This is a genomic window from Azospirillum lipoferum (assembly GCF_024170005.1).
Taxonomy (GTDB): domain Bacteria; phylum Pseudomonadota; class Alphaproteobacteria; order Azospirillales; family Azospirillaceae; genus Azospirillum; species Azospirillum lipoferum.
The window spans coordinates 223,470-245,089 of record NZ_JALJXJ010000005.1; the positions used below are offsets into that span (position 1 = coordinate 223,470).

The following is a 21,620-nucleotide window of genomic DNA, read 5'->3' on the forward strand; positions in this document are numbered from 1 at the left end:
GCCATCGGAGGCGGGGAGTTTGGTCCGCGTCTGGGTGGCGGATCACGGTGCTGCGTGCTTGTCGGCCGACGCTTCCAGGGCACGATCAACCATCGCTCCCGACAGGCCGAGATAGTTGGCGGGATCGCACCGGTGTCTGATCATCTCGGTCCCTCCCAGTGCCCCGATGATCTCCGGAACGGCGACAAGGACATCGGCGAGTCCCGACCCACGGTCGATTGCGACACGACAGGCGTCATAGACGATGTCATGGGCCCGCTGGCGTCCGAGTTGCGGCGCTGCCGCCATCATCACCGCCTCGGCGACGATCAAGCCATGGCTCAGATGCAGGTTGTGCCGCATGCGATCCTCATGCACGACCAGCCCGCCCAGCATGAACCCGGCATTCGCCAGGGAGGCGGCGGTCAGCAGGAAACTTTCCGGCAGTGCCAGCCATTCCAGGTGCCACGGTCCGGTCGCCCGTTCGAAGTCGTGGATCATGCCGTCCAGCATCGCGGCCACCTGTTGGCGCACCGCCTTGGCGGCGGCGAGCATCAGTTCGCTTGCGACCGGGTTGCGCTTCTGCGGCATGGTCGAGGAGGCGCCACGTCCGGGAACGAACGGTTCGGAGACCTCGCCGAACTCCGTCGACGACATCACCATGATATCCGTCGCGATCTTGCCCAGCGTGCCGGTGATCAGGCCCAGCAGGACCGCGACCTCGGCGAACCCGTCGCGGGCGACATGCCATGTGATCGTCGGCTGGCCCAGCCCAAGCTCCTCGCAAAACAGACGCTGCATCTCCAGCCCGCCGTCGCCGATCGAAGCGAGCGTACCGGCCGCACCGGAAAGCTGACCCACCAGCACGCGCGGCGACGCCTGCTCCAGCCTCTCGATATGACGCACGACGGACGAATGCCAAACGGCCAGCTTGTAGCCGAAGGTGATCGGCAACGCCTGCTGCAGATGGGTTCTGCCTGCCATCGGCGTGTCGCGGTATTTCCTCGCCCCGGCGGCAAGGATCGCCCGCAGTTCACCCAGGTCGCGGCGCAGGATGCCGAGAGCGGCCCTGATCTGGAGCACGCTCGCCGTGTCCATGATGTCCTGGGTGGTCGCTCCCCAATGGACGTATCGTCCGGCCTCGCCAGCCGCCTCCGTCAACTGATGGACGAGGGGCAGGATCGGGTAGCCGACAGTCTCCGTCTCGCGACGCAGCCGGTCATGATCGATCCGCATGGTATCGGCGGCATGGCCGATCGCCTCGGCCGCCTCCCTCGGAATAAGTCGGCAGCGGCTTTGCGCACGGGCAAGCGCCGCCTCGACCTCCAGGTACCGGCGGATCAGCGCGTCGTCGCTGAAGATCGCCCTCATCTCGCCGGTACCGAACATGTCGCGAAACAGAATGGAGTCGAAGACCGTGGTGCCCACGGTGCCCTCCCGATGTTGCTGCGAGATGATCATGGCGGCCCGGCGCGTCTTCCGCCGGGACCTGCCCGTGGTCCTACCTGACGCTGACGAATTTGGTCTTCTGATAAGGTGCCAGGATTTCGATGCCCCCTTCGGTCCCGTACCCGCTTTCCTTCCAGCCGCCCAGCGGCACTTCCGGCGGGTGGGTCACCACGTCGTTGATGCCGATGGTGCCGAACTGCAGCCGGTCCTTCAGCCGCTGCTGCCGGGCGGCGTCGTTGGTGAAGACATAGGCCGACAGCCCGAACTCCAGCCCGTTCGCCTGTTCGAGCATGGCCTCCTCGTCGGTGAAGGGAAGGATGGGCACCACCGGGCCGAAGGGTTCGGTCCGCAGGATCTCGGCGCCGTCGGGAACTTCGGTCAGGACGGTCGGTGCGTAGAAGAAGCCGCGGCCGCCCGGCCGCTCGCCGCCGGCGGCCACGGTGGCGCCGCGCCCGCGGGCATCCTCCACGAGGTGGGAGATGGCCTGCACGCGCCGTTCGTTGGCGAGCGGCCCCATCTGCGTGCGTGGATCCAGCCCGTCGCCGACGCGCCAAGCTTTGGCGTGTTCCACGAAGCGGGCGGTGAAGCGCTCGCGGATGCTCTCCTCGACGAAGAATCGGGTGGGCGACAGGCAGATCTGGCCGGAGTTGGTGAGCTTCGCCTTGACCAGGAAATCCGCCGCCTTCTCCGGATCGACGTCGCCGCACACGATGGTCGGGGCGTGTCCGCCCAACTCCATGGTGACCGGCTTCATCACCCGGCCGGCGGCGGCGGCCAGCAGCTTGCCGACCGGGATCGATCCGGTGAAGGTGATCTTCGCCACGGCCGATGCCGGGATCAGGTAGGACGAGACCTCCTCCGGCCGGCCGAACACCACGGCGATGGCGGCCGGTGGCACCCCGGCCTCCAGCAGGGCCTTGGCCAGTGCCAGCACCGAGGCTGGCGTCTCCTCCGACGGTTTGCAGATGATCGAACAGCCGGCGCCCAGCGCCCCGGCGAACTTCTTCGCCGCCAGCGCCATCGGGAAGTTCCAGGGGGTGAAGGCGGCGACGACGCCCACCGGATGTGTTTCCACCTCGATCCGATGGCCGGCGTCGCGCCCCCGCATCGTGCGGCCGGCGACACGCCGGGCCTGCTCGCCGCCCCATTCGAGGAACTCTGCGGAGCGGATCACCTCGACCCGCGCCTCGGCCAGCGGCTTGCCCTGCTCCAGCGTGATGCTGCGGGCGATGCGGTCGGCATCGGCGCGCAGCCGGTCGGCGGCGTCCTTCAGAACGGCGCCACGCTGCCAGGGCGACACCGCCTGCCATTCGCGAAGGCCGCGGCTTGCCGCCTCCAGCGCCTCGTCGAGGTCGGCGGTGGAGGCGTGCGCCACCCTGCCGATGCTGTCGCCGGTCGCCGGATTGAGTACGTCCTCGCCGGCACCCTTCGAGCCTTCGCGCCAGACGCCGTCGATCACCAGGGGAAATTCAATTGTCATGGGATCACCTCGCAGGGGCGGCAGACAGATCGGCTCTGCATCGCGTCGCTTGCGTTTGCCGCGAAATGACTGCATATGCGGAGGGTGTGACGCTGCCCGCCCGAGTGGAAGAATTTATCTTCTATAGGAGACGGGTTAGCATGACGGAGATCGACTTGGCAAGCGGCATCTCGCCGGATTGTCGGTACGCCCCACATTGGGACCGCGAGACAGATGGACAGCGCTCAGCAAACTTCGCCCGCTCCGGATGACAATGACGGGCCGGACGACCTCAGCCGGCAGTTCGGCGACCGCGTCCGCGAATTGCGCAAGCGGGGCAACCTGACGCTGGAGGAGCTTTCCCGTCAGTCCGGGGTCAGCCGGGCGATGCTGTCCAAGGTGGAGCGCGGCGAGAAAAGCCCGACGATCGGGGTCGCCAAGCGGATTTGCCGGGCGCTGAACACTTCGCTGTCCTTCCTGACCGGGGGCGAGGAGGATCGCCGGGCGGTCGCCGTCGTTCGCAAGGACCAGCGTCACGTCTTCCGGGACCGCGACACCGGGTTCGAGCGCCACCTGCTGTCGCCGCCGATTGCCGGCAGTTCGGTCGAACTGCTCCTGCACCTGCTTCCCGCCGGCGCCTCCACCGGGATCATGCCATCCTATCCGAGCGGGACGGAGAAGTATGTGGTCGTGGCGGAGGGTGAATTGGTCATGGTCATCGGTGGGGTGGACTACAGCTTGAAACAGGGCGATTCGCTGTTCTTCGAAGCGAACGTCGACCACTCCTTCGAGAACCGCTCCAAGGCAGCTTGCAGCTACTACCTCGTCATCGCCCGGCGGGACCGGGCCGCGTAGGCGAAGCCGGCGGCTCCGCACACCTCCTTCGAATTCCAGGAAATTCCCCGACCCGGGCCTGCTTTGTGGGCACCGGGAGGGCAGGCGTGCGCCGGCCGCTTCGCTCGTCTCCCCAACAATTTCTCTTCCAAAGGATAAATTTTCTGCTATGAGAGATAAATCGCAGTTTGGAAGAGAGGATCACTGTGGCCCCCCGTTCCAAAGAGATCATGGATCTCGGCCTCTACATCGATGGGCGCAGCCGCCCGTCGGCGAGCGGCCAATTCTTCGATAGTAGCGATCCCTTCACCGGGGAAGTCTGGTCGCGGGTCCCCGCCGCGACGGCCGGGGATGTGGACGAGGCTGTCCGCGCCGCCCACCGCGCCTTCACCAGCGGCCCTTGGGCGGAGATGACGCCGACACAACGCGGGCGGCTGCTCTACCGGCTGGGCGACCTCGTCGAGGCGAACGCCGACCGGCTGGGTGAGCTGGAGGTCCGCGACAACGGGAAGCTGCTTGCCGAGATGCTTGGCCAAGTGCGCTATCTCCCGGAATGGTTCCGCTATTATGGCGGACTTGCCGATAAAATCGAGGGCGCCGTGACGCCGGCCGAACGGCCCGGCATCATGCACCACATCCGCTACGAGCCGATCGGCGTCGTCGCCGCGATCGTCCCGTGGAACTCCCCGCTGGTGCTGACCGTGTGGAAACTGGCTCCGGCGCTCGCCGCCGGCAACACGGTGGTGGTCAAGCCGTCGGAATACTCCTCGGCCTCGATGCTCTACCTCGCCAGCCTGTTCGGGGAGGCGGGGTTCCCGCCGGGCGTCCTCAACGTCGTCACCGGCGTCGGCAGCGAAGTGGGAGAGGCGCTGGCCAACCACCCGTTGGTCGAGCGGATCGCGTTTACCGGCGGCGAGGGGGGCGGGCGCGCGGTCTACCAGGCGGCTGCCAAATCCTTCAAGCGCGTGTCGCTGGAACTGGGCGGCAAATCGGCCAACATCGTGTTCGACGACGCCGACCTCGACGATGCGGTGAAGGGAGCGGTCGCCGGCATCTTCGCCGCCGCCGGACAGACCTGCATGGCCGGTTCGCGCCTGCTGGTCCAGGACAGCATCCACGATGCCTTCGTGGACCGGCTGGTCTCCTTCGTCTCGCAGGCGAAGCTGGGCGACCCGCTGCTGCCGGACACCGACATCGGTCCGATCGCCACGCCGCCGCAGTTCCGCAAGATCCTCGACTACATCGACATCGCCAAGGGCGAGGGGGCGACCTGCGTGCTGGGCGGTACACGGGCGGAAGGGCAGGGCCTCGGCAACGGCCTCTTCGTCAAGCCGACCATCTTCACCAACGTCCACAACGGCATGCGGATCGCGCAGGAGGAGGTGTTCGGGCCGATCCTGTCGGTCATCCGTTTCCGCACCGACGACGAGGCGGTGCAGATCGCCAACGACACGCCCTATGGCCTCGCCGCCGGCGTGTGGACCCAGAGCCTTGACCGGGCGATCAACCTGCCGCCGCGGCTGCGGGCCGGGACGGTGTGGGTCAACGCCTACCGGGTCGTCAGCTATCTGGCCCCGTTCGGCGGTTTCAGGAATTCCGGCATCGGGCGCGAGAACGGCAAGGACGCCATCCGCGATTATCTCGAAGCCAAGAGCGTCTTCATAAATACCCGGCGCGGCGTGCCGTCGCCGTTCGTGATGCGGCTGCCAAGCGTCGAGTCCTTCGGCGGCTGACCGCCGCGCGGCATCCTATCCGGTCCGCCGGTTCCACAATCAGAAAAATCGAACAGGGAGGCATGATCATGCTCGGCCCACGGACGCGCTCGTCCGAACTTCAAATCCCCGTCGACTGGTAGAAGCGGAGGTTTCGCGATGGATGCTTCAGAAGCGATCGCCGCCCCCTTGGCCTCCGCCAAGCCGGTCGGCGCACAGATCCGTACCGTCACCGCCGCGGCACTCGGGACGGTCTTCGAATGGTACGAGTTCACGCTCTACGCGGCGATGGCCGGGGTCCTGGCCGGCAAGTTCTTCAGCGGGCTGGATCCTTCGATCGGCTTCCTCTTCGCCCTGCTGACCTTTGGCATCGGCTTCATCGTCCGGCCGGTCGGCGCCCTCGTTTTCGGCCGCCTGGGCGACCGGATCGGACGCAAGCGCACCTTCATGATCACCATCATGATCATGGGGTTGGCGACCTTCGCCGTCGGCCTCTTGCCATCCTATGAGACCGCTGGGATCGTCGCACCCGTCCTGCTGGTCACGCTGCGCATTCTGCAAGGGCTGGCGCTGGGCGGGGAATATGGCGGCGCCGTCATCTACGTGACCGAGCATGTCGCCAGGAACCGGCGCGGTCTCAACACGTCGTTCATCCAGATGACCGGAACGCTGGGCTTCCTGATGGCCCTGCTGTCGATCCAACTGGTGCAGGCGGTGGTGACGCAGGCGGTGTTCGATGCCTGGGCGTGGCGGATTCCCTTCCTGGTCTCGATCGTCCTGCTGGCCGTCTCGATCAAGGTCCGGCTGCAGATGCACGAATCCCCCGTCTTCAAGAAGATGGCCGAGGAGAAGCGCCTGTCCACCAGCCCGGTGCGCGAGACCTTCGGCAGTTGGGAGAACGTCAAGCTGATGGCCATCGCGCTGATCGGCATCGGCGGCGGCATGTCGGTGGTCTATTACAACGCCGTCCTTTACCCCCTGTTCTTCCTCAGCCGGACGCTGAGTGTGCCGATGCCGGTCGCCAACCTGATGACCACCGTGGCGGCCCTGTGCTCCATCCCGATGATCTGGTTCGCTGGCTGGCTGTCCGACCGGGTGGGGCGCAAGCCGGTGATGCTGGCCGGCTTCCTGCTGGGGGCGGTGGCGACCTTCCCGGTCTTCCATCAGATCGCCGAACTGGCGAACCCGGCGCTGGCGGAGACCCAAGCGAGGACGGCGGTCACCATCCGGACCGACGGGGCGGGCTGTTCCTTCATGTTCAACCCGCTGGGCAACCGCAGCTTCACCGCCCCGTGCGACGTGGCGCGGCAGGTTCTGTCCGGCTCCTCCGTCAATTACGAGCGGACCGACCGTCCGGGTTCGGCGGCGACCGAGGTGCAGGTCGGCGACCGGGTGATCACCGCCAACGGCTCGGCCGGCTTCGATCAGGCGCAGTTCACGCGGGACCTGAAGGATGCCCTGAAGCAGGCGGGGTTCGGCGTTCTCGGCAATCCGGACGGGGCGGCGCAGGTCAAGATCGTCGGGTTGCTGCTGGTGCTGCTGCTGGCGATGGCGCTCGGCTATTCGCCGGTCGGTGTGGCGATGGCGGAGATGTTCCCGGCGCGCATCCGCTACACGGCGATGTCCTTTCCCTATCATTTCTCCAGCGGCTGGATCGGCGGGTTGCTGCCGACCTTCGCCTTCGCCATCGCGGTGGCGCAGGGCAACATCTTCGCCGGCCTCTGGTACACGGTTGGCTGGCTGATCGTCGGCATCGTCATCACCGGACTCTTCTATCGCGAACGCAGGACCGATCCGGACTGAGGAGGCTTGCGTCCGTGGGCTTCTTCATGCACGATATTCTACTATAGAAGATTAATTCTCAAAAAAACAGTCAGCCAAGTTCTGGGGAGGAGCGTTCCATGGCATTGGAGGCGCGTGGCGTCACCATCCGCTTCGGCGGCGTGGTCGCCGTAAACGGACTTGACCTCGATGTCCGGCAGGGGGAGATCGTCGCCCTGATCGGTCCCAACGGCGCCGGAAAGACGACCTTCATCAATTGCGTCTCCGGCGCCTATGTCCCGCAATCCGGCCGGGTGACATGGAAGGGCGGGGATATCCTTGGCCTGACGCCCAACGCGCTTGGTCAGCGCGGCGTCAGCCGGACCTTCCAGAATGTCGCCTCGCTGCATGATCTGACGGTTCTCGACATCGTCCGGTTGGGCCGTTCGCTCGGACGGGGCAGGACGGAGCGACGATCCCTCGGCCTGTTCACCACCAGGGATCCGCTGGCCGAGGAATTGACCGAGACGCTGCTGGCGCCTCTGGGTCTGGCGGACGCGCGGCACCGGCCGATCCAGATGCTTTCCTACGGGCATCGCAAGGCGGTCGATCTGGCACGGGCCATCGCGGCCGAGCCGGAACTGCTTCTGCTCGACGAGCCGGTCGCCGGCCTTTCGTCGCGCGAGGCGCACGAGCTGGCCGACGTCATCCGCGGTGTGCGGGAGCGCCACGGCTGCACCATCCTGATGGTCGAGCACAAGATGGACGTCGTCAACCGGACCTGCGACCGCATCGTCGTCATGGCCGCCGGGTCGCGCATCTTCGACGGCTCCTCCGACGAGGTGCAGGTCGATCCCGAAGTCCGCCGAGTCTATTTGGGTGAACCATGACCTACATCCTGCAACTGGTCACCGCCGGCCTGGCGGTCGGCAGCGTCTATGCCCTGATCGCGATCGGGATCGTGCTGATCTACAAATGCTCCGGCGTGGTGAACTTCGCGCAGGGCGCCTTTGTCATGATGGGGGCGTACCTGACTTTCGCCGCATCCCGGCTGGGCCTTCCACCGGTCCTGGCGGTTACGCTCGCGCTGGTGCTGATGGCGGGGATCGGCGTGCTTGCCGAACGCGTCGTCCTGCGGCCGATGCTGAAGGCGCCGGTCGTTGCCGTGATGATGGTGACGCTCGGCATGCTGATCATGATCAGGGCATCCTGCCTTGCCGTCTGGGGGCCCGATCCGCTGGCCTTTCCCCGGATCTTCCCCGACGGCGCGCTGGAGCTGTTCGGCGTCTTCATCACCTACAACTATCTGACGGCAGGGGTTCTTTCGATCCTGCTCAGTCTCGGCTTTCTCGGTTTCTACCGCTTCACCGCGGTCGGCCTGATGCAGCGGTGTGCGGCCGACAATCCGCGGGCGGCCCTGGCCATCGGCATCCATACCAGCAACCAGGTTTCGCTGGCCTGGGCAATGTCGGCGGGGCTGGCGGGGGTGGGCGGAACGCTGCTGGCGACGCTCAACGGGCTGTCGCTGGGGTTGGCCGACATCGGGCTGATCGCCTTTCCCGTCATCGTGCTGGGCGGGCTGACCAGCCTGGGCGGCGCGCTGGTCGCCGGCCTTCTGCTGGGCCTGCTGCAATCCTTCACCGACGGCCTGCTGTCCCCGATGATCGAGGATTTGCTGCGCGCCCACACCAGGATCTATTCGGTCGGCGCCCTGCAGCAGGTGGTCCCCTATGCCCTTCTGGTCGCGGTGTTGCTCCTGCGGCCGCAGGGGATCTTCGGCCGGAAAGGCTCCGAAAGGCTGTAAGCAATGAAACGCGCGCATTTCATCGTCGGGGTGGCGGTTGCCGCCGCCGTTCTCGCGGTCACGCCCTTTCTCGACCGCTATGTCGCCTATCTCGTCACCATCGTGGCGATCAGCAGCATCGGTGCGCTCGGGCTCAACCTGTTGACGGGGCTGTGCGGGCAGATCAGCTTCGCCCAGGCCGCCCTGATGGGGATCGGCGCCTATACCGCGGGCAATCTCTGCAATGCCGGTCTGGGCCTGTTCGCCATTCCGCTGGGCGGTCTGGCCGCCGCGACCGCCAGCGTGGTGATCGGACTGCCGGCCCTGCGTCTGCGCGGCCTCTATTTCGCCATCGCCACGCTCGCCGCCCAGTTCATCCTCGAATATCTGTTCAAGATCCTGGAGCCGCTGACCCACGGCATCTCCGGCCTGCTGATCCGGCCGCCGACGGTCCTCGGCTTCGCCATTCAGGACGACCGGGCCTATGCCAGACTGGCGGTGGCGCTGCTGTTCCTGGTCTGGAGCGGCATCGGCGTCCTGCGCGCCACCAATCTCGGCCGCTCGTTCCTGGTGGTGCGCGAGAACGAGATCGTGGCGCGCGGCATGGGCATCGACGTCGCCCGCACCAAGTTCTGGGCCTTCCTGCTGTCCGGCTTCATCGCCGGGATCGCCGGTGCGATGTCCGGCATCGCGTCCCGGCTCGCCAATCCCGAAGCCTTCTCCTTCGCGCTGTCGGTCGATTACGTGGCGATGATCATCGTCGGCGGACAGGGGACGCTGACCGGGCCGCTGCTGGGGGCTGCCTTCGTCACGCTTTTGCCGGAAGCGATTCAGCGCATCGGCGAACTCTTCAACACCCCCTCGATCCTGTCGGCGCTGCGCGAGTTCGCCTTCGGGATGCTGATCATCCTGTTTTTGATCTTTGAACCGCTCGGCCTGATGGCCGTCGTCCGCAAGCTGCGCCTGCGGCTGACCGCGTCGAAGCCGGGCGGCAAATCGCCGGCCGCGACGACCGAAGCGGTCTGACGGCCAAACCCGCCAAAACAAAAGACGATGAGGAGGAAACCATGTCGATCATCCGGGCTCTGAAGGTGTCGGTACTGGCCGGCACCCTGTTTGCCGCCGGTGCATTCGCGCCCGGCAGCGGCAGCACCGCGGTCGCCGCCCAGGACGTCTCGGTGTGCCTGTGGGGGACCATCACCGGACCCGACGCCATCCTGAACGGGATGAGCTACGGCGCCCGCGACTATTTCGAATATCTCAACCAGTTCAAGGGCGGCATCGCCGGGCAGAAGGTCAGGACCCTGCTGCTGGACGGGCGCTACAAGCTCGATGAGGAGCTGAAGATCTACCGGCGCTGCGTCGATCAGGAACAGGCGGTGTTCGTCAGCGGCTGGTCCACCGGTGCGGTCAAGGCGCTGCGCGACCAGATCGCGCAGGACCAGATCCCCTTCATGGCACAGAGCCATTCCAGCGAGGTGCTCGACCCGGTCAAGCTGCCCTACATCTTCATCCCGGGGCCGACCTACGAGCAGCAGATGGTCATCGCGCTGCGCGCTCTGAAACAGCAGGGCGGCAAGACGGTCGCGGTGATGCATCCGGACAACGAATACGGCCGTGGCCCGGTCAACGTCGTGCGCCAATCCGGTCTGATCGAGAAGACCGGACTGAAGCTGGCCGATACCATCGAATTCCCCTTCGACACCCAGGATCTGACGGCCCAGATGCTGCGGCTGAAGAGCCGCAATCCCGACATGGTCTATGTCCAGGCCAGCACGCCGCAGCTTCTCGTCATCCTGCGCGATGCTGCCAAGGTCGGGCTGCCGGCGAAGCTCTTCGTCGGCAACATGTACAACATCAGCGCCGCGATCCCGGAACAATTGGGCAAGGGGGCGGAAGGATTCAGGACGATCCAAATCTATGCCGACTTCGGTGCCGACATTCCGGCAATGAAGGAGATCGACGCCTTCCGGACGAAGAACGAGATCGCCAAGCAGGACGTCTATTACATGAAGGGCTGGTTCCAGGGCATTGTCATGGCCAAGGCCATCGAGAATGCCATTGCGAAGAATGGCGGCAAGATCCCCGACGACATCCGGTCCTTCCGCAAGGCCGTCCGCACCGAGATGACCAGCCTGCGCAGCCTGGATGTCGGCGGGATCGTCCCGGAGGCGAACTACGACACCCATCAGGGCACGACATTGGCGCGCATCGCGGAGATCCGCGATGGCCGGTACGTGCCGGTCAGCGACTGGATCGACGCGCGCTGACCGCTACCGGACCGATGCAGGAAAGGCGGCGGAGATGCTTGCAGTAAACGATGTATTCGCGGTCTATGACGGGGCGATCACCGCGCTGGAACAGGTCAGCCTGTCGATCGGTCCCGGCAGCCTCGTCGCGCTGCTGGGCCCGAACGGGGCGGGAAAGACCACGCTCTTGAAGGCGATCGTCGGCATGCTGCCGTTCGAGCGGGGCGAGGTCACCGCCGGCGACATCCTGTTCGAGGGCGCCTCGGTCCGGGGCTGCCACCCGGCCGTGGTGTCCCGGCGCGGCATCGCCTTGGTCCAGGATGGCCGGCAGTGCTTCCGCGAGCTTTCGATCGCGGAGAATCTGCGCGCCGCCTCGCTGGTCAGCCGCCAGGGAGCGGCCGACCGGTTCGAGATGGTGCTGCACTATTTCCCCTTCCTGAAGGAGATGCTGGACCGGCCGGCGGGCGTCCTGTCAGGGGGGCAATTGCAGATGCTGGTCATCGGCATGGCAATCATGAGCAAGCCCAAGCTGCTGATGCTGGACGAGCCGAGTTTGGGCCTGTCGCCGGTCATGGTCCAAAGCGTCTTCGACGTGGTGGAGCGGCTGCACCGCGAGGCCGGCCTGACGGTGATCGTCGCGGAGCAGACGGTGCCGCGGCTGCTGAAACTCGCCACCGACGTCTATGTCGTCTCGCGCGGCCGGATCGTGATGCACGCCCCGCCGTCCGAAATGACCGAGGAGCGGCTTCAGCGCATCTACCTCAACTGACCCGCCATCAACCGGCCCGTCGGCGGCATCCCTCCGAACTTCGGCGGGTCCGATCGTCCCCCCATCCAACGAACATGTGTCTGGAGAGTATCATGCGTCTGCAAGGAAAGATCGCCCTCGTGACCGGTGCTGCGTCCGGCTTTGGAACCGGCATCGCCCGGACCTTCGCCCGTGAAGGGGCCAAAATCGTCCTGATGGACCTCAACGGCGATGGCGCGAAGTCCGTCGCGGCCTCGATCGGGAACGCGGCGACGGCGGTCCAAGGCGACGTCACCTCCGCCCCGGACATCGCCCGCGCGGTTCAGGTGGCGGTCGATTTCGGCGGCAGGCTCGACATCGTCGTCAACAACGCCGGTTGGACCCACCGGAACAAGCCCCTGCTCGAGGTTACCGGCGAGGAATTCGATCGTGTCTTCAACGTCAATGTGCGCTCGATCTTCCTGATGACCCAGGCAGCCGTCCCGGTGATGAAGGGGCAGGGCGGCGGTGTGATCCTCAACATAGGCTCGACAGCCGGGATCCGGCCGCGCCCGGGCCTGACCTGGTACAACGGCTCCAAGGGAGCGGTCAACCTGCTGTCACGGTCCATGGCGGCCGAACTGGCGCCCGACCGCATCCGTGTCAACTGCGTCGCCCCGGTGATCGGCGCCACCAATATGCTTGAACCGCTCATGGGCGTTCCGGATACGCCGGAGAACCGGGCGAAGTTCCTCGCCACCATTCCCCTGGGCCGTCTCTCGCGGCCGGAGGATATCGCCAACGCTTGCCTCTATCTGGCGTCGGACGAAGCCGAGTTCATCACCGGCGTCGTCTTGGAGGTGGATGGCGGTAGAACCATCTGACCGTTACCGGTTGAAGCTCCGCGGAAGTCGCAATGACGACTTTATTGCAGAATAGGGCGTTCTGGCGGCTTCCGCTCTGTTGCTCCGGCCAATGCACGACCTCGAGAAAGAGCGGCATGCCGATGCTGGTCACGACGTTGATGACTTTGCAGCCAGCGGCTCACAGCCCCCAGGCGGTTCACTTCCGCTTCAATGAGGCCTGGGCGTTTCCACCCAGGAAGAATGTAGGTCCGCGTGCCCTCGATGTGCACGTCGCCCATGCTTCAATGAGGCCTGGGCGTTTCCACCCAGGAAGAAACCCACCACTCTACCTTCTTGTTTAATAGCCAGAAATGGCGCCGATTTCGAGGGGTTTCTCATTTCGAAGATGGTCCGGCCGGTTTTCGATCCTTATTCGTTCTTCACGATGTCAAAGAGCCGCGTGCGGACAACCACTTGGCAAATTCGAGCGGTGTCGGCATTTTCATGCGTGCCGGACCCCTCGCAAAAGGGGCGGCGGGCTTCCAGGATAGCATCACCCACAATGCTCACACCACGATCGCTTCGCGTCGGATCGTGTCGAATGGACGGCCAAGGCTCTCTATCCGCAAATCCACTGTTTCGGCCGGATCGATGTCCATGATCAGGACATGATCCTCCGACGGCTTGATCAGGCCGTCCAGCCGGGCGCCCAAGGCCGCCCGCCGGCGTGGGGGCAGGCGGCATTGGAAAACCGAAAGCTGAAGTCAGCGGCCATATCCCTCCATCACCTTGAATACCCGCCGCCCCCGTTTCGGGTCGCCGATGTCGTAGGTCACTATGTAAAAGCGCTCCACCGGGCGAGAGTTCTCCATTGTTCAGCCCCATCAGCACCGTGGAATCGGCCGGGATCGGCCGCTGGGGCTCCATCAGGTCCGGCACCAGGGCGGGGCGACCCGGCCGGTCGGCATGGTAAAGGCCGGCCCAGGGATCCAGCCCGGCGATCTCCAGCGCCGTGGCGCAGGTGCGCGCCAGCAGCGAATAGCACAGCGACAGGCAGGCGTTAACCGGATCGGCCGGCGGACGCCGCGATCGCCAATCGAAGCCGAATTCCGGCAACCCCGCCACCTTGTCGGTGAACAGAGAGGGAAAGGCGGGGAAATAGACCACGGCCCCTTCGCCCTCGACCCCCAGAAGTTTCGGCAGCGAGGCGACCTTCGCGGTGCGCTCGGCCAGCCGTTTCAGCGTTTCGGCGGCATGGTCGCGCTCGGCCTCGGTCGCCCGCCAGTTGCGGCGCAGGATGGTGCGCTGGTTGCGCAGCTTCGCCCGGACGAGGTCGCGGGCGAATAGCAGCCGGCGGAAGGCGTCGCCGCGCACCGCATATTGCGCCTCGCGCGCATGCACGCTGCGCGGTCCGCGGCCGCCTGTGGTGACCATGAACCAGAAGCCGCTCGACATCCAGGCGATGGGGGTTTCCTCCGGCACCAGTGCATGCAGGGCCGACGGGGACAGCGACACCGGGCCGGAGAGCACCAGTTCGGAGACCTCGCCGATCGGCACCTCGCGGTCTGGCTCGTTCTCCGCCGTGCTGACCAGCAGGTCGCCCTTCCTGCCGACCCGCGCGCCCGGCTGCTGGACATAGAGCGGCATGGCCGAATCGGCGGCCGGTGGCGGCGTGCGCGGCGGGCCGCCGCGGCGGAACAGATTGACCTCGTCCGGCAGGCAGATCGGCAGCAGCGAGCATTTCGCGCATTTGCGGCTGTTGTCGAGCGGCGGTGCTTTGGAACATGCGGCCCAACTGGCGCTTTACGCCCGGCTGGTGGCGGAGGCCAGCGGCCGGCCGGTGCTGGGATGCTTCATCCACATGCCGGTGGCCGGGCGGGTGCTGGAGGTGGGGTGAGTGGCTGTCAGGATGGATCGTCCGGCGTTCCGATCAGCCGGGCGCGGGTGAAGTTCATGAATTTGCCGACCGAGATGCGCTGGGCGGCGAAGACATGCTCGACGCCAAGATGGGACAGGCCGCCCGGCTCCCGCAGATCGGGATGGCCGAGCAGGACGCGGATGGCCGACAGGCTCGCCGGGTCGCGCCAGACCGGCCATGCGAAGGAGAAGCCGTCCTTCCAGGCGCCGCCGGGCAGGGTGGGCCGCACCCGTCCGGCCCGGGTTTCCGGCGCCAGCGTCAGCGCCGCCAGCCCGATCGCCGCCAGCCGGTTCGCCCCATGCTGGGTGCCGAGCTTGTAGGCGTCATCCGTGGGGTTACCTGCCATTAGCGCGTACCGAACGTCCTCTTCTGGATCCCAGCGGAAAGAAGCCGTGGTTGGATCAGTACGATGCCAAGCCCTGAATAAGGTGTCGGACAGACAGGTTATCTCGGTCAATGGTGCAGCTTTCCTGCTACGGCCTTGCAATTTTGGTGTGGATTCTTTTGGAACGCGAGATATCCTCTCCAGGAAAAGTTGCCTCCCTTGACCAGACATCAAGCAGAATGGCGTCGGGTCTATGGGCGACGTGTGTGGCTTGTCTGAATCCTTGATTGCTGCGTCAGTCATAAGTGCTGCTAGAAGATCTGCACGATCTCTTGTTGTCGCGCTTTTAAGCAGAGATCGAGCGTCGTTACTGTTGTAGTCCAGTTTTTCTCGTCCGCCGAAATCATGCGCTTCGGCCAGGATCCCTATCCCCCGCGCCGCCTCGGTTGACACCTCGTCCTGCGAGAGCGGGTGGGTCAGACGCAGCACCGGGCGCAGCGGCGGCTCGTCCAGGCTCCAGCAGGCGCGGGGGTGCAGGCGGTCCGCCGCCTCGCGCGCCCGGTCGGTGGCTTCCAGCGCGCGCAGCAGGCCGAGCAGGGCCAGGAAGGCCAGCAGATTGTCCGCTTCCAGCCCGGTCAGCCGATGTTCGGTGGCGGGAGCCTGTCGGGCCGTGGTCATGCGGCGTCTCCTTCCGTCTTGCCGGCCTCGCTGCCCTTCCGTTTCGCCGCCGCCGCCGAGGCGCGCTGGTCGGCGAGCCGTAGGATGGCTTCCATCCGGGCCAATTCCCATAGGCCGTACTTTGCCTTCAGATGTTCGAACAGGCCGGGCCAGTCCAGCCCGTCCAACTCGAAGCCCAGTGATTGCGGGCCACAGCCCGGCGGCAATGTGGTCGGATTGCCGAGAACCGCCGGCAGAGTCGGCGGCTGGCCGTTTGGCGGATCGCTGTGCGGGAACAGCGGGCGGCCATGGCCGTGATGGGTGCCGACCAGCCACAGGACGAGTTGCCGGTCCTTGGCCTCCTCCAGCCGGGGCGTTTCCCGTGCCAGCCGCACCGACAGCGCTTCGTGCCGCCAGTGGGGTGGCAGTCCAGCGCGCTCGCGGGCGTCGCGCGGCAGTTTCCGGCCGGATTTCGCCAGCACGCGGTCCGGATCGGCCAGAGGGTCGCTGGCCAGCCAGCGCTGGAAGCGCGGATCGATCTTGCCGAGATCATGCAGATAGCCGGCGACCGCGAGGTCGGCGACGCGCTCTTCCGCCAGTCCGGCGGCGAGGGCGAAGCGGGTCGTCATCGCCTCCACCTCTCCGCTGTGTTCGGCCAGAGGCTGGGCGTAGCCGGGCAGCGACCCGGCGATGTCGTCCTCGGTCGACCCACCGTCCGCCTTGTCTTCTTCCGCCGTCACGTCCTTCAGGCCCAGCGGCGCGACGAAGACGATGCCGCGCGGCTGGTCCCCGTCCTCGCCATACAGGTCGCGATGCATCTCCACCCGCCGACGGCGGCCTTTGGCGTGCTCCAGCCGGTTCAGCGACTCTTTCAATTCCGCAGGCAGGCCAAGCGCGAGGACGGCATCCCGCACCCGCGCCCAATCGGTGACGCTTCCTGTTTCCGCCAGCGCTTGGCGCAGACGGGCGGCCGCGGCATCGGCTTTGGCCTCCAGCCGCTTGCGCTCGTCCTTGTCGAGAGCCCCCTCGGGATAGGGCATCAGCAAGCCGGGGGCGACGCGCACGGCGAAGCGGCGCCCGACGAACGGCTGGGCCACCTTTGTGGCGATATCTGGAACGTGGGTGGCGGCTTCGGGGTTCCAGCCGAAGCGGTCCAGGCCGCCATAACCGGCGGGAACGACGATGGTGTCGCCGGGGCGCAGCGCCGACGGGTCGATCCAGCCGGACCGGTCGTCATCGCCCGACCAGCGGAAGACCCGCTTCACCGGGGCATCCGGCCGATGGAAGGGGGGCTCGTCCGGTGCGGTGGCGGGAAGATCGGCCAACTGACCGCTTTCCCGTGCCCCGTTCGTCAGCCAGCGGCGCACCGTCCACACCGGCAGTTCCACCGCCTCGCCGGAGCGGGGCGGCACGAGCAGCAGCAGGCGGCGCAGGTTGGCGTCGTCCGGTCGGCCCGGTTCGACATCGGCCCGCCAGATCACCGAAACCGCATCGGGCTGGCGGCGGGGGCCGTGCAGATAGAGGGCGACCTCGGGATCGCAGGCCGGCACCGGCGCGGTCTGGCTGAGCAGGTCGAGATGGGCCGGCATCAGCACCGGCGCGTCGGCATGCGGCGAATAGGGAGATGGATTCTCGGGGGGTGGAGCCTCCTTCGACAACGCATCGAAGGCCGCCGGTCCGAAATCGACCGTCCCACCCGCGGCCCGTTCGGAGAGCCAATCCCACGCCGCCTTGATCGAGCGGCCATAGACGGGGTCGTCGTGGCGCGTCGACAGCTCCGGCTTTCCGGCGACCGCCGCGCCATGGGCGACGAAGGGCCGCCCGGCCCGGTTCAGCCGGCCGAAGCGCTGGCGCAGCGCGTCGAGCGGCGCCGCCTCGCTGACCAGCCCGTCGAAATCGAGATCGGCGCCGGCCTCCAGGCATTGGGTGGCGATGACGATGGTCGTGTGCTCCAGCACCCGCGTCTCGCCTGCCTTCCACAACCGGGACTGGGTACGCAACGGGCCTAGCTTGCCCGCCGCCTCTTTACGCTCCCACTCGCGGGTCGGCCCGATCATCAGGGTCAGGCTGGCATCGGTGCCGATCTCCGCCTTCAGCCGTTCGAACAGCTGCCGGGCGCGGGCGATGCGGTTGACCACCACCGCCACCGCCGGACGGTCGATTCCCTGCGCGCGCAAGGCGGTGATGGCGGCAGTCACCTCGTCGGCGAGGACAGTGACGCGCTGCCTCTCGGCAGCGGCGTCCGCCTTGGCGTTGCTATCCTCCTCTTCGACGGCTTCGGCCTTGCCCTTGGGTGGAGCGATCAGCCGCACCGGCTTGGGAGCGTGTCGGCGGGCGGCGAGGATCAGGTTGTTGGCATCCTCCGCATCCGGTTCGAACAGCGTCGCTCCTTCCTCCGGGCGCGGCGTTGCCGACAGCAGGGCCACCCGCCAGGGTGCCGAGACGGCTTCCGGGCCGTCGCCCTTGTGCCCTGCGATCCGGCGGAGCGTCTGCCGGAACGGTTCGGCCAGATGGGCCTCGTCGAGCAGGATCAGGCAATCGGCGCCGATCAGCCCGGCATGGATCGGCTTGGCCGCGTCGGACACGCCATAACCGCGGAACAGCAGCCGCGAGCCGACCTGATCAACGGTGGAACACAGGATGGTCGGCTGCGCCGGGCTGCGCGCCCAGCCATCCTCGCGCGGGATGCCGCCGCGCAGGCGCTGGACCACCAGCGGCGGTGCGTCCGTCTCGCCGGTCAGCTTGCGTAGCCGCTCGGCGACCAGGGTGGTGATGGGTCCCTTCGGCTCGACCAGGGCGTCTTTGAGTGCCTTCTCAATTTTTTCTGCCCGCTCGAACGCATCGTCCACCACCAGACGGCGGTCGACGACGAAGGCGATGCGCATCGGCGCCCGCCGCTGCGCTCCCCGGTCGGCCTCCAGTGCCAGAAGGAAGACAGCGATGTCGAGGGCTGCCGTCTTGCCGAAGCCGGTGGGCAGGGCGAGCTGGTCGGGCCAGTCGCCGTCCGCCGTCACCTGGGTGGCGAGGCGCTGTTGCCAGGGAAAGGGCAGGTGGCCGTGGATCTCGGTGAAGAAGGCGGTGAAGTGGTCGGCGGTGAGAGACGTCATGACCGCTCCTCCCTGCTGTCCAGCGGGCGGCAAAGGCCCAAGCCGAGGAAGCGGCCGGCTCCGAGCAGCACCGGTCCCCGCACCGGCTTGGGAAAGCGGATCACCGCATGGGTCAACTGACGGCTGGCGAGTGCGTCGGGCAGCTTCCAGCGCATCCAGGCCGGGGCGTTGCTGGAGGGATAGGCCGACGGCGCCCCTTCCAGGGCGGAATGCTTGTCGGGCACCACGTCAACCGGTTCCGGCAGCCCGGCGTTGCGGCAGGCGGCGGCGATCTGGTCGGTGATCTCCCTCTGCCGCGCCTCCCCCCGTTCCTTCAGGTGGCGGTCGAGGACGATCGGGGTCACGGTGGCGAAGGTCGTCGCCGCTGCGGTGTAGAGCGCGGGATCGAGCGAGCGGCGGTTTTCCGGCGGATCGAAGGTGGGGGCGAAGGTCAGGTCGAAGCCGTCCAGGCGCATCAGCCGGCGTTCGCTGTCGGGATCCACCGGCGCCACCATCCGCAGCGCCTTCAGGAACTCGGGGTCGTCGAACAGGTTGCTGCCGCGTGGCGGAATGACGGCGAAGCCGAGGGCGTGGCCGTCGGCATGGGGAAAGCCGGTGAAGCTCATCGGCACGATGGCGATGTGCGGCGCACGGGACGGCCTGCCGTCGGGCTGGTGGCCGCTGACCATTTCGGGGATGGCATCGCCGTGCCGGCCGATCTCGCCGTAGCCGTGGAGCAGGGTCTTGTGGATTTTCTTGGCGACCAGGGCGGCGGCCCGCAGGTCGGGCATCTCGGTGCCGCCCGTCTTGGAAACCACATGCTCCAGCAGAAGCCAGCGGTCGGCGAAGACGCCGACGGTCTCGCCGCGCGGGGCTGCCGGCGGCTTGAAGGGATTGCCGGGGCCGGGCCGTTGTTTGGCGTCATAGGCGCGACGCAGCTCGTCGAGCCGTCCGGGATAGATCGTGAGCGCCGGCCAGCGGGCGTTTTCCGGAAGAGCGCCATCCTCACGCAGGAAGCGGCAGCGGGTCAGGCTGGTGGAATGGCCGACATAGGCAGTGTCGGCGGCCAACGCCTCCAGCGCCGCCATCGTCCCGTCGTCCGGATCGGTGTCGGACCAGTGCAGGCTGACCTTTGAGTCGAAGGGCCGGGTGGCTGGAAAACGGCGTGGCTGGCGGGAACGCAGCGACGGCAGGACCGCCTTGTCGCCGGACCGCCCGCTTTCCGCGTCGTTGGGCGGAACGAAGCGGACGGGGGCGGAGCGGGCGATGTGGCCGGACGCGACGATGCGCGGCGTCGGCTGTTTCTCCAGCCATTCCAGCGCCGCGGTTTCCTCCGGGCGCCGGCCGCGCGCCGCCCAGGAGGCGACCAGGGCGGAAAACACGCGCGGCGGCTGGGGCGGCCAATCCGGCTGGCCGGCTTCCGGGCCGGACGCCGCGAAGGCGACGCCCAGCAGATAGTCGATCTCCAGCACCAGGGCGGTGGCCGTTGGGACGGTCGGGTTCGGGGCGGTGGGCGTCGCCGTCATGACCCGGCCCCATCGCCCTCGCCGTCCTCCTCGCCGCCCTTGCCTTCCAGGGCGAGTTCCTGGCTGCGGCGGACGATGGCGATCAGCTTGTTCTGCGGAACCAGCCGGATCGGCTCCTCGGGCAGGGCGAAACCGGCCTCGATCGCCGCCGCCACGGCGTCGCGGTAAAGCGCGCGGGCGCCCTCGCGGTCGATGTCGATCTTGGTCGTGGTCCCGTCCGGATGGACCAGTTCCAGCGGCGCCCGGCCGTCGCAGACCAGATCGCAGCGCGAGCGCAGCGCATAGCCCTGGGCATCCTGTTCGACGATGGCGAGCAGGCCGAGGGCCGCCAGCAGCGCCCGCCCGGCGGCATCCCGCTCCGGCGAGCCGAAGCGCAGCCGCCGCAGCGCGGCGAAGCTGATCACCACAGTCTGTTCCAGATGGTCGCAGGTGATGCCAAGGGCAGAGATCGACGGCGCGATGTTGCCGTGGTTGATCTCGGAGGGGCGGACCTTCTTCGACTTCTTGCCGGCCCCGTCGGCGGTGATGTCCCAGCCGGCCGGCCCCTTGAACACCTCGACCTTGCGCAGCACACCCAACGGGTCGATGCGGCTGCCGGTGCGGCGCCCGGCGGTGCGCGGTTCGATCTCGCCGGTCTTCTGGTTCTTCACCCCTTCGACCGGCACGCCGATGGCGACGATTTCCGACACTAGGCAGCGGGCGAACTTGGCGCCCAGCCCGCCGCCCTCGCCGGTGGAGTGCCAGGAACCGAACAGCAGCGCGTTGGGCGAGGTTTCCAGCAGTGCGTTGGCATCCTCCGCCTTCGCCTTGGCCAGCCGCTTGCCGAGCGCGCTGTCCATGAAGGGCTCGTTGCCCAGCAGGCTGTCGCGCAGGATGGCGTCATAGACGCGGTGCGGCGCGTCGAGCGAGGTCAGTTCCGACAGGCCCGCCAGATCGAAGCCTTTGAAATCGACCACGACATGGGGGATGCGCACCATCCCGTCGCGGTGGGCTGCGAGCAGGGATTCTTCCAGCCGGTTCGCCTGGGATTGCGGGCTGTCGACCAGCACACAGGCAATATTTTCGTCTCCGATGCGGCGCCATTCATAGACATGGGTCGGCTGGGGATTGCGGCCTTCGCCGGGATAGGTCGGCGGGAAGATTTTATCATTCCTGCCGCCGATGGGCTGAAGGGGCTGACGACGGCGCAGGGCGGCATTCTCCGCGACCATGCGCGTGAGCGTGGTGATGTCCATAAGCGTTCCCCCAGGCTTGGATTCGCTTCCGTTAAGCAGAAGCAGTTAGGCGGGTCGGATTATAATAAGTTGTCT

Annotated in this window: 15 protein-coding genes and 1 pseudogene; 9 read left to right on the plus strand and 7 right to left on the minus strand. The window is 67.0% G+C overall.

Features of this window, described 5'->3' with window-relative positions; all coding sequences use genetic code 11:
- Window positions 1–42: 42 nt before the first annotated feature.
- On the minus strand, window positions 43–1,407 hold the full coding sequence (locus J2848_RS13505; RefSeq protein ID WP_149231498.1) for a class-II fumarase/aspartase family protein: 1,365 nt from the start codon (window positions 1,405–1,407) through the stop codon (window positions 43–45).
- A 73-nt stretch (window positions 1,408–1,480) separates the two neighbouring features.
- Window positions 1,481–2,908, minus strand: coding sequence for an NAD-dependent succinate-semialdehyde dehydrogenase (locus J2848_RS13510; RefSeq protein ID WP_149231499.1), 1,428 nt, complete (start codon window positions 2,906–2,908; stop codon window positions 1,481–1,483).
- A gap of 213 nt (window positions 2,909–3,121) precedes the next feature.
- Between J2848_RS13510 and J2848_RS13515 the strand changes: the two genes are divergently transcribed.
- From J2848_RS13515 to J2848_RS13555, 9 genes are all read left to right on the plus strand, one after another.
- Complete coding sequence (locus J2848_RS13515) at window positions 3,122–3,742, plus strand: helix-turn-helix domain-containing protein (protein WP_149231500.1); 621 nt, start codon at window positions 3,122–3,124, stop codon at window positions 3,740–3,742.
- Between the two features lie 209 nt (window positions 3,743–3,951).
- A complete protein-coding gene (locus J2848_RS13520) occupies window positions 3,952–5,454 on the plus strand; it encodes an aldehyde dehydrogenase (protein ID WP_149231501.1) in 1,503 nt (500 codons plus the stop codon).
- Between the two features lie 138 nt (window positions 5,455–5,592).
- A complete protein-coding gene (locus tag J2848_RS13525; RefSeq protein WP_149231502.1) occupies window positions 5,593–7,236 on the plus strand; it encodes an MFS transporter in 1,644 nt (547 codons plus the stop codon).
- A gap of 98 nt (window positions 7,237–7,334) precedes the next feature.
- Window positions 7,335–8,084 carry an ABC transporter ATP-binding protein gene (locus tag J2848_RS13530; RefSeq protein ID WP_149231503.1) on the plus strand — a complete coding sequence of 250 codons (750 nt, stop codon included), beginning with the start codon at window positions 7,335–7,337 and terminating at the stop codon, window positions 8,082–8,084.
- The gene (locus tag J2848_RS13535) at window positions 8,081–8,998 is read left to right on the plus strand and encodes a branched-chain amino acid ABC transporter permease (protein WP_149231504.1); all 918 of its coding nucleotides are present in this window, start codon (window positions 8,081–8,083) and stop codon (window positions 8,996–8,998) included. Before J2848_RS13530 ends, J2848_RS13535 begins: the two co-directional genes overlap by 4 nt.
- Window positions 8,999–9,001: 3 nt before the next feature.
- A complete protein-coding gene (locus J2848_RS13540; RefSeq protein ID WP_149231505.1) occupies window positions 9,002–10,003 on the plus strand; it encodes a branched-chain amino acid ABC transporter permease in 1,002 nt (333 codons plus the stop codon).
- Window positions 10,004–10,044: 41 nt separating this feature from the next.
- Window positions 10,045–11,247, plus strand: a complete 1,203-nt coding sequence (locus J2848_RS13545) for an ABC transporter substrate-binding protein (RefSeq protein WP_149231506.1) — start codon at window positions 10,045–10,047, stop codon at window positions 11,245–11,247.
- Window positions 11,248–11,281: 34 nt separating this feature from the next.
- Window positions 11,282–11,995, plus strand: a complete 714-nt coding sequence (locus J2848_RS13550; RefSeq protein WP_149231507.1) for an ABC transporter ATP-binding protein — start codon at window positions 11,282–11,284, stop codon at window positions 11,993–11,995.
- Window positions 11,996–12,087: 92 nt separating this feature from the next.
- Window positions 12,088–12,837, plus strand: a complete 750-nt coding sequence (locus tag J2848_RS13555; protein ID WP_149231508.1) for an SDR family oxidoreductase — start codon at window positions 12,088–12,090, stop codon at window positions 12,835–12,837.
- Between the two features lie 822 nt (window positions 12,838–13,659).
- Here the strand turns inward: J2848_RS13555 and cas1 are convergent.
- From cas1 to cas7g, 5 genes and pseudogenes are all read right to left on the minus strand, one after another.
- Window positions 13,660–14,571, minus strand: a pseudogene (gene cas1, locus J2848_RS13560) (CRISPR-associated endonuclease Cas1); the annotation flags it as partial.
- Window positions 14,572–14,702: 131 nt separating this feature from the next.
- Window positions 14,703–15,719: a type I-G CRISPR-associated protein, Cas3-extension family gene (locus tag J2848_RS13565; RefSeq protein ID WP_149231509.1), complete on the minus strand. Its 1,017-nt coding sequence runs from the start codon at window positions 15,717–15,719 to the stop codon at window positions 14,703–14,705.
- On the minus strand, window positions 15,716–18,805 hold the full coding sequence (gene cas3g, locus J2848_RS13570; protein ID WP_149231510.1) for a type I-G CRISPR-associated helicase/endonuclease Cas3g: 3,090 nt from the start codon (window positions 18,803–18,805) through the stop codon (window positions 15,716–15,718). The genes J2848_RS13565 and cas3g overlap by 4 nt, the downstream gene beginning before the upstream one ends.
- Entirely contained in the window at window positions 18,802–20,310 is a 1,509-nt protein-coding gene (gene csb2 / locus J2848_RS13575; protein WP_149231511.1) for a type I-G CRISPR-associated protein Csb2, read from the minus strand. The genes cas3g and csb2 overlap by 4 nt, the downstream gene beginning before the upstream one ends.
- The gene (cas7g, locus tag J2848_RS13580; RefSeq protein WP_149231512.1) at window positions 20,307–21,545 is read right to left on the minus strand and encodes a type I-G CRISPR-associated RAMP protein Csb1/Cas7g; all 1,239 of its coding nucleotides are present in this window, start codon (window positions 21,543–21,545) and stop codon (window positions 20,307–20,309) included. The genes csb2 and cas7g overlap by 4 nt, the downstream gene beginning before the upstream one ends.
- Window positions 21,546–21,620: the final 75 nt, after the last annotated feature.